The organism is Nostoc sp., from assembly GCF_036919675.1.
In the GTDB taxonomy this organism is placed as follows: Bacteria; Cyanobacteriota; Cyanobacteriia; order Cyanobacteriales; family Nostocaceae; genus Nostoc.
In genome coordinates, this window is sequence record NZ_JBALCP010000101.1 from 68,291 (window position 1) to 82,849 (window position 14,559).

Here is a 14,559-nt window from a genome sequence, read left to right on the forward strand (position 1 = left end):
ACATAAATTTAATTTCATTGTTAAATCTAAAATCTTATCCTGCTATATAAAATACCGATTATGTCAGTGTATCAAGGAAGTTGTGGGGAGACCGCCGATATGATTATTGGTGTTCACAACCAAGAAAACCGCGAATTACAAGCAAATTCTGCTCCTGTAGGTGCTCTTGCCACAAGACAAGGAACTTTTTCTACGTTTCTTGCTCCCCTGACTCAGGATACTTTTAAACAGGTCGTTAAGGATGTCGAGCAAAAATTACAGATTGTCCATCAAACCCTGTCAATGCTGGATTCTCAGGGGTTTGAAACTCTTCTGCAAGAAATGTTGCATTCGATTACCTTAAAAACCGGGGAATTACTGGGGGCAGACCGGACGACGATATTTTTATTGGATGAAGAAAAACAAGAACTTTGGTCAATTCTGGCTGAGGGGGAGGGCGATCGCTCTTTAGAAATTCGCATCCCGGCTGATAAAGGTATTGCAGGGGAAGTCGCCACCTTCAAGCAAGTTATCAATATTCCCTTTGATTTTTATAATGACCCGCGATCGCATTTTGCCCAAGAACAAGAAAAAAGAACTGGCTATCGCACCTACACCATGCTGGCTTTGCCATTGTTGAATGAACATAGGCAATTAGTTGCGGTAGTGCAATTACTGAATAAATTAAAATCTGGGAATAATCACGATGCTCCACTTGCAGAGCGCATTGATACCAAAGGTTTTATCTGTGCTGACGAAGAATTATTTCGAGAATTTGCCCCTTCGATTCGCCTAATTTTAGAATCCTCGCGCTCTTTTTATGTAGCTACCCAAAAACAAAGAGCAGTGGCGGCGCTGATGAAGGCGATCAAATCCCTCTCTCAAAGCAGTCTCGACTTAGAAGACACCCTGAAGCGGGTGATGGATGAAGCCAAGGAACTGATGAATGCCGATCGCAGTACCCTATGGTTAATAGACCGCGATCGCCATGAATTGTGGACGAAAATCACCCAGGATGATGGTTCAACTAAGGAGTTGCGAGTCCCCGTAGGTAAAGGCTTTGCTGGTTTAGTGGCGGTTTCTGGCAAGAAACTGAATATTGCCTTTGATTTGTATGACCATCCTGACTCGGAGACAGCCAAACAAATTGACCAGCAAAATGGCTATCGCACCTGTAACTTACTTTGTATGCCAGTGTTTAACGCCGATCAACAACTAATTGGCGTTACCCAACTCGTAAATAAAAAGAAATCAGGAGATTTTCCCCATTATAATCCAGCTGATTGGCCGAAAGCTCCCGACTGCTTCCAAGCTAGCTTTGACCGCAACGATGAAGAATTTATGGAAGCTTTTAATATTCAAGCGGGAGTAGCGCTGCAAAATGCCCAGTTGTTTGCCACAGTCAAGCAACAAGAACAAATGCAACGGGATATTCTGCGTAGTCTTTCCAATGGAGTAGTTTCTACTGATAAAACTGGATTAATTATCGCCGCCAATGAAAGTGCCAAACGTTTGCTAGGACTGGGGCCAGAAGACCGTTTAGAAGGTAAATTAGTTACTGATGCGATCGGCATCAAAGAAGGTGACTTTAGCAAGTGGTATCAGGATGCTTTACACGCAGTTGACTTAAAAGGTCGCCAGCAATATTACCCCGATCGCACACTTTTAAGCACTAGTATCAAACAGCATAGTATTAATTTATCGATTAATACAATTGCCGATGCTAGCGACCAAGAGCAGATCCGTGGGGCGCTGGTAGTGATGGAAGATATCAGTGATGAAAAGCGGCTCAAGAGTACGATGTACCGTTACATGACCCAAGAATTAGCCGAAGAATTGCTGAAACTAGATGACGCTAAACTAGGAGGCGATCGTAAAGAAGTTTCAATTTTATTTTCCGATATTCGCGGCTACACCACTTTGACGGAAAACTTGGAGGCAGAAGAAGTGGTGAGTATGCTCAATGAATATTTTGAATCAATGGTGGAGGCAGTCTTTAAACATAAAGGTACTCTTGACAAATACATCGGCGACGCCATCATGGCTGTGTTTGGTTCTCCCCTACCCTTAGAAAACCACGCTTGGATGGCAGTGCAAACATCCTTAGAAATGCGCCATCGCCTGCACGAATTTAATCAACGTCGCTATGCAGATGATAAGCTTGGAATTAAAATCGGCATTGGCATCAACTCTGATACCGTGATTAGTGGGAATATTGGCTCTAGTAAGCGGATGGAATTTACCGCTATTGGCGATGGTGTTAATCTTGGCTCCAGACTAGAAAGTGTTAGTAAACAGTATGGTTGCGATATTATTATTAGCCATAACACCTTTAAACCATGCCAAGATCATATTTGGGCTAGGGAACTAGATTACATTCGTGTCAAAGGCAGAAATGAGCCAGTAGCCATATATGAATTACTAGGTTTGCGTTCTGATTCCATTGAAAGCGAAAAACTGCAAGTGATTGAGCACTATCATAAAGGACGCGAGTATTACCTCAAGCAGCAGTTTACCTTTGCTAGAGCCGAGTTTGCCAAAGTTTTGGCCGCAGACAAGCATGATAAAGCTGCTATGTTACATCTGTTGCGTTGTCAGCATTGGTTACAATCACCTCCAACAGATGGAGATTGGGATGAAGGAGTCTGGACATTTCTGGAAAAATAAGTAGCGTTAGATAAGTATGTATCAAAGCTGCAATTTGTTCTTCTGCATGAACAACTTTATTGAGCCTACCAATACGGGGTACTTGTTCAACAAGTGAGGCCATTAGTGCTTCTTTATTTGGAAATTACTGATATAGCGAACCAATGCTCACTCCGGCTAGTTTTGCAATCCGATTCGTACTGGCAGTATCATAGTCCTCTTCAGTCAAAATATGAGCAGTTGCAGTCAGGATGGCATCGACCGTAATTTGAGAACAGTGTTGTTGGGGTGATTTACATGGAAAAATATGATTATATTGTTGTTGGTGCGGGATCAGCAGGGAGCATAGTTGCCTCAAAACTCGCTGCTCATGACTCAAGTATAAGTATTCTCCTTATAGAAGCTGGAGAAACACCAAACAAGCTACAGATGTGGACACCAAGCGACTGGTTTGAAGTTTTGCAGAATTGTTCTGAAATTGAGTGGGGTTATCAGTCAGTACCTCAACCAAGGTTAAACAGTCGCGTCATTCAGCTAGCGCAAGCAAAAGTTTTAGATAGAATCCTCTGTAGGTGTTGGAACACTGAAAGGTTTCTCAGGTCCAAAGCATTCTTTCTGGTTGTGGCCAAACATAATGCACCTGAAAAGTACAGGAACTGTTACCTTGTGTTCAAGCAAACCTGATGACGCTCCCCTCGTTGAACCAAGATACCTGACGGCATCTGGAGATATAGAGAAGTGTAAAACGGCACTTGAGTTAGGCATGGACATTGGTAATCAACCAGGCTTGAGCCAATGGCGTGAAAAGCAAATCACTCCAGCACCAGCAACTATGATGATTGCTAATAAGGGAACGGACATCATAATTAGGTCATTAGAATAAAGCTAGTACCGCAAGGCGGAAGTCAAAAGTCAAAAGTCAAAAGTCAAAAGTATTATGGAATAAGCTCTTTAGGGATTTTAAATGGTTGCTCTATTTACGCCGTGGCGTACTAGTAGTCTGTAGATATCAGATATAGGGTACGATCGCCTCTGGCGGGCGCTCTGCGCCATCGCTCTTTTGTTTTCCTCTCTACCAGACGGCACTGTTAGGTCGCTTGAATGCCGCAAGGAGCGTGTTTGCCTCAGCAAGATAGAGGCAGGCGATTGCCTACGGCAGACTACGCGATCGCACATATCTAATTAGGGGGCTTTGGGTTTAACGAACTTGAGAGTCATGCGATCGCTCTCCCCAATGGCGAGGAAGCGTTGCCTATCTTTTTGTCCTTGGCTCAAGGTCGGAGGTAGTGTCCAGACTCCACCTGAATAGTCTTTAGTATCCTTTGGGTTAGCGTTAATCTCTGATTCGCCCACCAATTTGAAGCCGGCTTTCTCCACAGCAGCAATTACCCCATCAACAGACATATAGCCAGTTTTGATACTCTCTTGCAAAGAAATGCCTGGTTTGGCACGGTGTTCTTCCACTCCCAGGATGCCCCCCGGCTTGAGTGCTTTGTAAGCCGCCGCGTAAACCTGCTCGGCATAGCCAGTCTTAACCCAGTTGTGAATATTACGGAAGGTAAGAATCATGTCTACGGAATTGTCTGGGGCTAGGGTGAGTTCATTTGGGGGATTAATTTCAACGACTTTAACTTTACCAAAAATCTTTGGCTCACCTGCTAGCTTCTGTTGGAAAGCTAAAGCCTGTTTACTCGTGCTGGGAGCAAAGTTGGTAACTATGAATTGTCCCTTTTGCTGGAGAAACGGGGCGAGAATCTCGGTATACCAACCACCCCCCGGCCACAATTCAACCGCGGTCATATTCGAGCGCAGACCAAAGAATTCAAGAGTCTGGGCTGGGTGACGGTACTTGTCTCGGTCACGATTTGCAGCAGAGCGATGACTGCTGGTAAGTACAGTTTGGAGCGTGGTTGTATGGTCAAAAGCTTTGGCTTGTTCGCTTTCGTCGGCTAAAACACTGGTGGGCATTATGAATGCCAACAAAAAAAAACCTAGAATTAGGGCTTTTATCAAGCCTTGGTGGCGGGTGGAATTTTGGGCAAATCTCATCGCTGTTTTTTCTACTTTCCGCTTCAGCATAAAGGCAAATAGGGTTCTCATAAATAGTGAGTATCGCACACTTTTGTGCTATTGTTTCTGACAAAACTGGAGGGAATGCAATGTGATGCGATCGCTGATAAATTTTCCTCTTTGAATTGACGGCGATCGCAATCAAGAAGTTTACGCATGGCTCTGGGTTTGAGTATGAGTAACTGCTAGACTGATTGATTCACCCAATAAGGTGAATGTTTAGTCTTTTTGCAATTGCAGATACTGCATTAGCAAAGATGGCAACATCTTTACCAACGCTCGAAAGAGCGAATAATGCAGATTTTTCTCCAGCGATGTTGTGGAAATTATGCAAAAATTAGCTAAATAATAAGGTTTGATAATTCTTTTAGTGACACATGATAACCGGATTCTTGATATTGCCGATCGCATCGTCTATATGAAAGATGGTATATGATGTCAGGGCAAAAGTGAACGCCGCTTAATCTAACCAATTTATAACCGTCATTCTGATATTCTTCCCCACTCCAATATGGCTCAGTTAATCTCACCACCCCAAGAACCCATTGATGGTGCTGTACCAGAGAAAAAAAAGGGTAAACTGTCTCCTGCTGTGCTTATCCCTGTAGCCCTGTTACTCATAGGTGCAGGTGTAACAACCTGGTTTTTTCTCTTACCACACTCGGAAACTAACGCGCTGCGGTTGAGTGGTCGCATTGAAGGCTATGAAACTGATATTGGTGCAAAAGTAGCGGGTCGAATCGAGTCAGTAGCGGTGCGAGAAGGGGATGCAGTCCATAAAGATCAAGTGATTGTGAAGTTGGATGATGCAGAGATTCAAGCACAACTTCAGGGCGCAGATGCCCGTTTAGATTCCATCCGCAAACAAGAAGAACAGGCGCGGTTGCAAATCAATATCCTAGAAAGTCAGATTATGGAAAATCAGCTTTCTTTACAACAGGCGCGGGGAGATGCCAAAGGTCAGATTTTTCAAGCTGAGTCGTCGGTTGCTTCCAGTCAGGCGCAACTAAATCAAGCGATAGCTCAAGTAGAACAAGCCAAATCGGAATTGAAACTCACGCAAATAAATCGCGATCGCTACACTAAATTGGTTGCTGACGGAGCTGTTACCCAGCAACAATTTGACCAAGCCCAAACAAGCCTTGAAACTGCCCTTGCTACCCTGAAATCACGTCAAGCAGCAGTAGATTCTTATCGAAAATTAGTCAATTCTGCCCAAGGACAATTGACCCAAGCCCAAAGCACAGCGTTAAATCCTTCTATTCGTAACGCCCAACTAGGTGGATTACGCGCCCAATTGGCACAGACACGCTTAAAACTAGCCGCATCTCAAGCTGATGTCGCCAATGCCAAAGCTTCCCAGCAAGAAACTAAAGCCCAGATTGCTTACCTGAATGTGAAAAGCCCAATTGAAGGCGTAGTCGTCAGCCGGAGTGTAGAACCAGGAGCAGTTGTTAGCACTGGCAAAACCCTGCTTACAGTGATTGATCCCAAAACAGTTTATTTACGTGGTTTTATCCCCCAAGGCGAAATTGGAAAACTGCGAGTTGGTCAGTTAGCGAAGGTATTTCTAGATTCAGCACCTAAAGAACCCTTAAGTGCTAAAATTGCTGCCGTTGACACCGAAGCATCTTTTACCCCTGAGAATATTTATTTCCAGCAAGACCGAGTTAAACAAGTTTTTGGCGTCAAAATCACCATCGACAACCCCAATGGATTCGCCAAGCCAGGAATGCCAGCAGATGCTGAGATTAGCATGGTACCAAAGGCAAAAAAATGACCTCAGCTATACTCCAATTCCCCAATCCAAAATTCTATGACTACCATCACGCCATCTGCTGATTTGGGCGATTCATTAAGTCATCCTAAAATTGGTGCAGAAGTAATTCAGGTAGAAGGTTTATCTAAACGTTATGGAAAATTAGTCGCGGTTAAGGGAATAGATTTTGCCGTCCAACGGGGAGAAATCTTTGGTTTAATTGGCCCTGATGGTGCAGGAAAAACAACCACCTTCCATATTTTGGGTGGGGTCATGGAAGCATCTGCTGGCAATATCCAGATTTTAGGCAAACCACCCCGCGATGCCCGTTTATCTATTGGTTATCTGACACAGCAATTCTCACTGTATCTCGACTTGAGTATTGATGAAAATCTGCGTTATACTGCGGGATTGCGGGAAGTTCCCGAAAAGCAATTCTTTGGGCGTCGTCAGAAATATCTGCGATTAATGAGTTTGGATAAATTTGGCGATCGCTTGGCTGGTCGCCTCTCCGGTGGGATGAAGCAGAAATTAGCTTTGTGCTGTGCGTTGATTTCTCAACCTGAAATTCTGCTGTTGGATGAGCCAACTACAGGAGTTGACCCGGTATCTCGGCGAGAATTTTGGGATGTTCTCGCCGCCATTGCCGCAGAGGGAGTGACAGTAGTTGTGGCGACACCTTATTTAGATGAAGCCGAAAGGTGCGATCGCATTGCTTTAATGTATGAAGGAGAGATTCAACAAATTGGCACCCTTTCTCAGTTGCGAGAGAGTCTGGGTTTACAGCGTTTGGAAGTTCGGACTCAGCACATTGAAGCAGCTGAACGAGTATTACATGAGGCGACAAATAGCAAACACACATCAATTGTCGATGTGCAAACCTTTGGCGATCGCCTGGATGTGCTAGTTAAAGATGTCGCAGTCGGTACAGCAGCAGTTCAGACAATTTTCACTCAGCAGCGACTACAACTTGACAGCATTCAAACTGCTGACGCTACCTTAGAAAACGTTTTTGTTTCTCGTCTGCGTGCAGCTGGCAATGACCCAGAATTTATAGCTTTTCCTAGTACAAAAAAAGGGACTGGGGACAGAAGAATTTCCAATTTCTCATCGATTGCTATTGGTGCAAATAAAATAAGAAAGGTATTTGGCGACTTCCAGGCGGTTAAGAGTGTAGATTTGGAAGTTCGCTATGGTGAAATTTACGGGTTGCTAGGAGCAAATGGTGCAGGAAAGACAACTACCATTAAGATTCTCTGCGGTCTGCTAGAACCAACATCTGGGAAAATTTCTTTAGCTGGACAAACTCAGAATCTGCGTAGTAGTGACGTGCGCCAACGCATTGGTTATATGAGTCAAAAATTCACCCTCTACGATGATTTGACTATTATCCAAAATCTGGAATTTTACTGTGGAGTTTATGGTGTGCCAAGTCGATTACGCCGCACCAAAATTGATTGGGTACTTGCCACCTGTGGTTTAGTTGGCAGAGAAAATATGCTCACGGGACAACTACCAGGAGGATGGAAGCAGCGGGTAGCTTTTGGCGCTTCAGTGATGCACGAGCCAGAAATTTTGTTTTTAGATGAACCGACATCAGGAGTAGACCCCTTAGCACGTCGTCAGTTCTGGCGGTTAATTAATGAGTTTGCCAGAGCAGGTACAGCAGTACTGGTGACTACCCATTATTTAGAAGAAGCAGAACAATGTAACAGGATGGGGTTTATGGTAGCAGGTGAAGTGGTGACACAGGGTTCGCCGAGTCAGATTAAAGCTGCTCAACCCGGTCAACTGGTGGAGGTAGTGACCGATAAAACCCAAGATGCCTCTAATTTACTCAAAACTCAGTTGGCACCGTGGCGGGTGTCGATTTTTGGCGATCGCTTACACCTTGTTCTCGATCATCCAGACTCAGATATTCCCCATATCCGCTCAATTTTACAAACACAGCAGATCAATATTCGCTCTCTGCGACCTATTCCCTTTTCTCTTGAGGATGCATTTATTGGTATTGTGCAACGTACCTAAGAAGAGTAGAGGGGCAGGGGAGGCAGGGGAGGCAGGGGGGAATTAATAACTAAGGAAAAATGACCAATAAAAATGAAACGAATTTTTTCTCAATGTCGCAAGGAATTAGCCCAATTTCAGCGCGATCGCTTTACATTAGCACTAGCATTCCTCCTACCATTTATCAGCTTAATTATCTTCGGTTTTGCGATTCGATTAGAATCTAAAAATATTCCCTTATTTGTCCAAGATTTTGATGTCAGTCCCCTCAGCCGTGCTTATACTGAGCGGTTATTTGCGACAAATCAATTTGAACCAGTTAATAATCATAGCTTTCCGCTTCTCAATTCAAATACAAAACTTCAAATCAAAAATCCTCAATGGGCAATTGATCAGGGACTTGCAAAAGCTGCTGTGGTGATTCCGCCAGATTTCAGTCGTCGGATTAAATCAGGTTTAACTAGCACAGTACAAATTTTAGTTGATGGAACTGATGTTAACAACGCACGAGTTATCAAAAACAGTATTCAAGCAACAACCAGATTCTTTCTTCAAAATTCTGGCTTACAACCATCATCTGATAAAATTATTGCTCATATCCGCCTCTGGTTTAATCCGGGAAGAAAAGAATCTCTTTCTATAGTGCCAGGTGTTTTCGCAGTGATTTTATGGATTTTTCCCTCGTTATTAACAGCAATTACTATGGTGCGGGAGAAAGAAAAAGGGACAATATTACAAGTTTACACTTCTAGCCTCAGCGCTGAAGAATTCCTCTTAGGAAAAGCTTTAGCTTACCTACTCATTGGAATTAGTGAAGCTTCACTTATTATAATTATGAGTGTAATAATTTGGCAATTGACACTAGCTGGAGATCCAACGCCATTATTAATGGGTACACTAATGTTTTTGATAGATAGTACTATGTTTGGTTTATTAATTGGTATTCGCTCTCCCACTCAAAATGCTGCTGTCCAGGCTATTGCACTACTAGGTTTTTTAACATCATTATTACTAAGTGGATTCATTTATCCGCTTAGTAATATACCCTTTCCACTCTCACTAATTACTTATATTGTTCCAGCACGTTATTATATTGAAATTACTCGTGATGCCTATGTACGCGGCACTGGGTGGGCAGGGGTCTGGTTATCATTTTTAATGCTAGTTATCTTAGGGTTATTGCTATTTAATGCAGGCCGTGGGATATTAAAACGAATGCAATTATCAGATTAATTATTACCTGAATATTAGATTTATTCTTTTATACAGCAGTTGGTAACTAAATCAAGTACAGCATCTCACCCTGAAAGCCAGATATAAAACTTTTTTAACTCCTAACTCCTGTACAGACGCGATTAATCGCGTCTCCTACTATCTATATCCTTTTGATCATTTAGAACTAAATTAATCATGAACTTAATCCAAAGATTATTAAATAGCCGATTCTGGAGTTTAGCTATTAAAGAATTTCGCCAAATATTGAGGAGTAAAGAAACACTAGTATTATTAATAATTCCTCCGACAATTCAAATGTTAATTTATGGATTTTGTCTGAATCCAGATGTGCATTACCTTAAATTAGGAATCGTTGATTATGCCAATACTTATGAAAGCCGAGAGCTAGTTGCTGAATTAACTGAAAATAAAGTCTTTGTCGTTGAAAAATATATGTTCAACGATCAGGATTTGGGTGAGCAAGTACGGCAGGGAAAAATCATAGCAGGGTTGGTAATTCCCTACGATTTTAATCGCCATTTATCCGAAGATAAACCAGCCGATATCCAGATTTTAATTGATGCAGTAGATGCTAATACTGCTGGCATTGCTCAAGGTTATTTAAATCAGATTATTTCTCAATTTAATCAGCGATTTACATCTAATCAAGCACCAGCATTAATTAACCCGGAAACAACTTTTCTTTATAATCCTGGACTAGTGAGTAGTTGGTTTTTCATTCCAGGAGTTTTGGGAGTAGTTTTGACACTAATTAGTTCTTTGGTTTCTTCAGTCACAGTTGTCCGAGAAAAGGATACAGGAACTCTGGAACAACTATTAATGACTCCAGCTGAAGCTTGGGAGATTTTGTTAGCTAAAATTGTGCCGCTGTTTATTCTGTTGATGGGCGATGTCATCTTAGCTTTGAGTTTGGGAAGATTAGTTTTTGGAGTGCCTTTTCGAGGCAATGCTTTTCTATTTTTAGGACTATCAGGACTTTATTTATTTGTCGGAATTGGCATTGGGATTATGCTGGCAACAATATGTCGTACTCAGCAACAAGTTGTACTAACATCATTTTTTATTAATTTACCATTGATTCAACTTTCGGGTGCACTCTCTCCCGTCGAAAACATGCCTGTAATACTTAAGTATATATCGCTACTAAATCCCTTACGCCATTATGTAGCGATTGTCCGGGGGATACTGCTTAAAGGCTCAGGTTTGGACGTACTTTGGTTGAATGCGATCGCACTTTTAGTTTTTGCCATAGTGCTTTTATCTATCAGTATTAACCAATTTCGTCGTCAGTTGAGCTAACCTTCATGAGTAACTAAATTCAGTACTAGCAACACTATTCATCAACTTTTACCACTGCCGTTGAAAAATCACCTAAGAAAAGCTGACGCATAATTGAATAATTAATAATAATTTTGTAGATAATATATGAAATAATTAATGCACCTATTACCCTAATTCCTTGATTTGCGAATATTGGATAATTCTTCATAGTTATTTGTATTGGTTGATGCAAATACATAATGAGCATAGAAGCACTACCAAGTTCACACAGGGCATTTCCTATGTAAGATTTATTATGAAGTAGTACTGCCAATTGCTGTGTAATACTAATACCAGATAAAGCTATAACGACATTAAAAATTAATACTCCATAGCTGGTATTTTTCATATTAAAACTGAAATGCAGCAAAGAGCCTGCATCTAGGAAAATTGCAGCCAAAAATACTATTATTCCTAATCTAATGATTTTAGAATTAATTAATAATGATTTAGCTGCCATGTGTGCTAACCAATAAAATGGAAGTGCCATTGCAACTACATTAATACTCCAAGGAAAGACAACATTTTTTATCAAATAACAATTAATCATTGCTAAACAATAATAGCAAAGCATAATTTTTATCATCAGCCAATTATTAGAGCCAAACTTTATATAGATCAGGTTATATAACTGTTGTGTAAAAAATAAACAAGTTACAAACCAAAATATACCAAACCAAAGCACCAGATTTGCTCCACCATACACTTCTTTGCAGATTATTGGAAATGAAAATATGATAATTTTATTTATCGACAATAATTTTTTATGCTGCCAACTATCCATTATCAATGGTAGATGCTGAACTAGAGTAAATAAAAAAAGAAATGAAAAATAGGGTACTAAAAGATGAAAAAACTTTTTCTTGAAAAAAGCAGAGTAGTCAGTTTTTTTTCTATAAAGATATCCACTGAGAAAGAAAAAAAGTGGCAGATGAAACCAGAAAATATATTTCGATACTGGATCGATAATGTGTCCGACAACAACTGTAATTATGGCAAGATCTTTCCAACAATCAATCCATTCAATTCTTTGCGACATTAATGATATCTCTTATTTTAGCTATGTACTGTCTTAGTACTTCTAGGAAATGACTATTTAGTGCGTACAACTTAGTAACAATAGTATAAATTTTTGGAAAATACGAACGCAACAGATTGATTAACTGCCTCGGAGATGGCGGAGGCAATCACTTGTGTATCCATAAAAAACCTTTTGGCAGAAGAACTGGCAGAAAGAGGCGAGACTTCTCACCTTCTTCTGTCATCTGGTTACTTGTAGCCGATTACACAATAAAAATATAAGGGTAAACATACTGACATTGCGGTGCGGGATGAAATTTTGTCGAGTGCCAAATTAATAGGCTTACCCTGTCGCAATTTGGCGAGAATCTTTCACTGCTTACCTACCTTTAACAAGGGATTTCGCCCCAAGTCTTGTTAATTGAGATGCTAGCTGGATTTTCGCCGTGCTGTACTAGTTACTTTCAATATAAAAAATGAGTATTTCTAACAGACAAAATATATTTAAATTAATTTTTAAAATATCTTAATATTTCTCAATTAAGTTTAAAAAATCTTGGGATTGGATTAAGAATGAATTAAGAGCGATCGCTTTGTAAAGGTTAGTTGATATTTCTTGTCAAACGGCTAGTGAAGTTAGAAACTAAGAAATACAACACACGCAATTATTTTATGACTGCTATTTCTAGCCTTGAATTCAAACGACCAATTTGGCAAACTGCGATCATATTGACTTTGGGCTTTTGGCTCAGTGCTAGTCTAGTTTTAGACTGAGTAATTATGCTTAGTCTTTATCTTTCTGGGATGATGAGCCAAGCAGGTTTTACGACAGCAGGCTATACGATTTTTTGGAACTTCAATCGGATGGAATTATTATCTGCTGCTGTAGTATTGACTGGGGCACTAGCTTTGGGCAAAATCCGATATCACTGGCGTATTGGCAGTATTGTTTTATCTGGGCTGCTACTAACTATAGCTATGCTTGATACCTATTTCTTAACTCCGCAAATGTGCGCTATAGGAGTTCAACTCAACCTATTTGAAGCTGCTGCTGCTATTCCATCGACAATGAATTTACTACACGGCAGTTATTGGGTACTGGAAGTAGTTAAGCTGGTGGCTGGTGGTACACTTTTAAGCTGGTGCTGGCGGGAGCAATTTTAAGTAAATGACGAAGTATAACAGTGAGATTATTCACTTCTAAATCTCACGTCAAAGACGCAAAGAAATTCTTTGCGTCTTTTTGCTACATATATCTTATGGGTTAATGAATGCGATGTCTATGATGGGCTACGCCTACGCGTACAATTTTGTATTTATATTTGTGACTTTTAAAACTTGAGATTTTTATGGTAAATTGCTACCATAAAATGATTCACTCATTTATAAGTGTAATTCAATAAGCAGAAAAAATTATCTTTTACTGTACATTTTCAGTCTTTCAGGACATCTGAACAAATAAATACTAGAAGATTATATTAATTAGTTTTCATGTTTACTTTACTGATTTATCATGAAGTTTATATATTTCTGCTAACTTTTTTTGAAAATTATAGTAATCTGAATTTTAGTGAGTACGTTACTTGTTATCTACCATCTAGCTGAAAATAGCTATTTTGCAGGTATGTACTAGCAATCAAGAATATCGCTGTAAGTTCTTGAATTTGTCACTCCAGTGTAGGGTGACTATTTAGCCCCACACAACATTAGAACCCGTTTCCAGTGCTTATGAAGAGATTCCCTTCTGCTGATTTGGTCGCCTGTGCATCTCACCACACACCATCATGGCGGCAATTATCAGCTAACTCATTCTTGGTCGGAGGTTACCATTATTGTTGTGCAAGTGATAATTTTGCCCAATCCCAACACTAAGAGTTGCTCTACAATCACAAACCTAAGTAAGACATTGAACTCTTTATTGGGGATTAGGGACTGAGGACTGGGAAGATTTGGATGGGGATTAGAACCCCAACAAAGAACGAAAGTAACAATTTCTTGCCCAGTACTTAGTAGTGGAGCGCCCATTCGTGAGAGGCCAGCGCAGTGAGGGAGTGCGGTCTTCTTCCTACAGCCCTTCTCCTAGAGGAGACGCTCTTGCGTTCGGGCATCCTACGGCAGGTGCTAGCCTCTCACAGATGGGAGAAGGGGAGCCACTCGCTCAGAGGGGTTTTCCCAAGTAGAGGAGCCAGCCGTGTGGGCGGGTATCCCGACTTGAGCGGACTGGCGTCAAGTGGCGTGAGACGATGCCGCGCATAACGCAGCCTCAACTCTAGAAGTTTCCCTCAAGAATAAACTTCTAGCAAAAGTGCCGACGACTTTCTCACGACTACAAAAACATAGTTCGTCAGCGCGGACTTAATGCCTAAAAGCCTTGAGGAAATCCCTTTACGTCTACATTCTTGTAGGTTTTGGTCGCTCTAAACTTTAGCATCAGGGGCAAAACAACTTTTGTAAGATAACTAAAGTATCTGCAATTTTAGGCTGCAAAATACGGATAACAATGATACTTTTGTGACTGATGG

General features: G+C 41.0%; 12 protein-coding genes and 2 pseudogenes. 10 read left to right on the forward strand and 4 right to left on the reverse strand.

The genetic code is table 11. The features are described 5' to 3' along the window. Positions 1–60 precede the first annotated feature (60 nt). Complete coding sequence (locus V7K49_RS21965; RefSeq protein ID WP_335207449.1) at positions 61–2,646, forward strand: GAF domain-containing protein; 2,586 nt, start codon at positions 61–63, stop codon at positions 2,644–2,646. 124 nt (positions 2,647–2,770) lie between these two features. Here the strand turns inward: V7K49_RS21965 and V7K49_RS21970 are convergent, their stop codons facing one another. Then, on the reverse strand, positions 2,771–2,983 hold the full coding sequence (locus tag V7K49_RS21970; RefSeq protein ID WP_335207451.1) for a TetR/AcrR family transcriptional regulator: 213 nt from the start codon (positions 2,981–2,983) through the stop codon (positions 2,771–2,773). Here V7K49_RS21970 and V7K49_RS21975 point away from each other — a divergent pair. Together V7K49_RS21975 and V7K49_RS21980 are read left to right on the forward strand one after the other, a co-directional pair. Then, positions 2,923–3,309, forward strand: a complete 387-nt coding sequence (locus V7K49_RS21975; protein WP_335207453.1) for a lycopene cyclase family protein — start codon at positions 2,923–2,925, stop codon at positions 3,307–3,309. The genes V7K49_RS21970 and V7K49_RS21975 overlap by 61 nt on opposite strands. Further along, a complete protein-coding gene (locus V7K49_RS21980; protein ID WP_335207454.1) occupies positions 3,260–3,508 on the forward strand; it encodes a GMC oxidoreductase in 249 nt (82 codons plus the stop codon). The genes V7K49_RS21975 and V7K49_RS21980 overlap by 50 nt, the downstream gene beginning before the upstream one ends. A gap of 299 nt (positions 3,509–3,807) precedes the next feature. Here the strand turns inward: V7K49_RS21980 and V7K49_RS21985 are convergent, their stop codons facing one another. Both V7K49_RS21985 and V7K49_RS21990 read right to left on the reverse strand, forming a co-directional pair. Beyond that, entirely contained in the window at positions 3,808–4,725 is a 918-nt protein-coding gene (locus V7K49_RS21985; protein WP_335207456.1) for a class I SAM-dependent methyltransferase, read from the reverse strand. Next, the gene (locus V7K49_RS21990; protein ID WP_335207458.1) at positions 4,722–4,853 is read right to left on the reverse strand and encodes a hypothetical protein; all 132 of its coding nucleotides are present in this window, start codon (positions 4,851–4,853) and stop codon (positions 4,722–4,724) included. The genes V7K49_RS21985 and V7K49_RS21990 overlap by 4 nt, the downstream gene beginning before the upstream one ends. Positions 4,854–4,910: 57 nt before the next feature. On the opposite strand from V7K49_RS21990, the gene V7K49_RS21995 reads away from it, so the two are divergent. From V7K49_RS21995 to V7K49_RS22020, 6 genes and pseudogenes are all read left to right on the forward strand, one after another. Continuing rightward, entirely contained in the window at positions 4,911–5,036 is a 126-nt protein-coding gene (locus V7K49_RS21995; RefSeq protein ID WP_335207459.1) for a hypothetical protein, read from the forward strand. Further along, a pseudogene (locus V7K49_RS22000) lies at positions 5,009–5,131 on the forward strand (ABC transporter ATP-binding protein); the annotation flags it as partial. The gene V7K49_RS21995 and the pseudogene V7K49_RS22000, both read left to right, overlap by 28 nt. A gap of 75 nt (positions 5,132–5,206) precedes the next feature. Continuing rightward, positions 5,207–6,475 (forward strand): HlyD family secretion protein, encoded by a 1,269-nt coding sequence (locus tag V7K49_RS22005; RefSeq protein WP_335207461.1) that lies wholly within the window; start codon positions 5,207–5,209, stop codon positions 6,473–6,475. Between the two features lie 36 nt (positions 6,476–6,511). After that, entirely contained in the window at positions 6,512–8,482 is a 1,971-nt protein-coding gene (locus tag V7K49_RS22010) for an ATP-binding cassette domain-containing protein (protein WP_335207463.1), read from the forward strand. Between the two features lie 72 nt (positions 8,483–8,554). After that, positions 8,555–9,694: an ABC transporter permease gene (locus tag V7K49_RS22015; RefSeq protein ID WP_335207464.1), complete on the forward strand. Its 1,140-nt coding sequence runs from the start codon at positions 8,555–8,557 to the stop codon at positions 9,692–9,694. Between the two features lie 177 nt (positions 9,695–9,871). Continuing rightward, positions 9,872–10,996, forward strand: coding sequence for an ABC transporter permease (locus V7K49_RS22020; RefSeq protein WP_335207465.1), 1,125 nt, complete (start codon positions 9,872–9,874; stop codon positions 10,994–10,996). Positions 10,997–11,030: 34 nt separating this feature from the next. On the opposite strand, the gene V7K49_RS22025 is transcribed toward V7K49_RS22020, so the two are convergent. Next, positions 11,031–12,056 (reverse strand): acyltransferase family protein, encoded by a 1,026-nt coding sequence (locus V7K49_RS22025; RefSeq protein WP_335207466.1) that lies wholly within the window; start codon positions 12,054–12,056, stop codon positions 11,031–11,033. 653 nt (positions 12,057–12,709) lie between these two features. Between V7K49_RS22025 and V7K49_RS22030 the strand changes: the two are divergent. Next, a pseudogene (locus V7K49_RS22030) lies at positions 12,710–13,201 on the forward strand (hypothetical protein). Positions 13,202–14,559: the final 1,358 nt, after the last annotated feature.

Bases quoted from the DNA above. Each gene is read 5' to 3' on its own strand.
- V7K49_RS21965 (WP_335207449.1), top strand. From the start codon at position 61: ATGTCAGTGTATCAAGGAAGTTGTGGGGAGACCGCCGATATGATTATT.
- V7K49_RS21975 (WP_335207453.1), top strand. From the start codon at position 2,923: ATGGAAAAATATGATTATATTGTTGTTGGTGCGGGATCAGCAGGGAGC.
- V7K49_RS21980 (WP_335207454.1), top strand. From the start codon at position 3,260: ATGCACCTGAAAAGTACAGGAACTGTTACCTTGTGTTCAAGCAAACCT.
- V7K49_RS21985 (WP_335207456.1), bottom strand. From the start codon at position 4,725: ATGAGAACCCTATTTGCCTTTATGCTGAAGCGGAAAGTAGAAAAAACA.
- V7K49_RS21990 (WP_335207458.1), bottom strand. From the start codon at position 4,853: ATGCGTAAACTTCTTGATTGCGATCGCCGTCAATTCAAAGAGGAAAAT.
- V7K49_RS21995 (WP_335207459.1), top strand. From the start codon at position 4,911: ATGTTTAGTCTTTTTGCAATTGCAGATACTGCATTAGCAAAGATGGCA.
- V7K49_RS22005 (WP_335207461.1), top strand. From the start codon at position 5,207: ATGGCTCAGTTAATCTCACCACCCCAAGAACCCATTGATGGTGCTGTA.
- V7K49_RS22010 (WP_335207463.1), top strand. From the start codon at position 6,512: ATGACTACCATCACGCCATCTGCTGATTTGGGCGATTCATTAAGTCAT.
- V7K49_RS22015 (WP_335207464.1), top strand. From the start codon at position 8,555: ATGAAACGAATTTTTTCTCAATGTCGCAAGGAATTAGCCCAATTTCAG.
- V7K49_RS22020 (WP_335207465.1), top strand. From the start codon at position 9,872: ATGAACTTAATCCAAAGATTATTAAATAGCCGATTCTGGAGTTTAGCT.
- V7K49_RS22025 (WP_335207466.1), bottom strand. From the start codon at position 12,056: ATGTCGCAAAGAATTGAATGGATTGATTGTTGGAAAGATCTTGCCATA.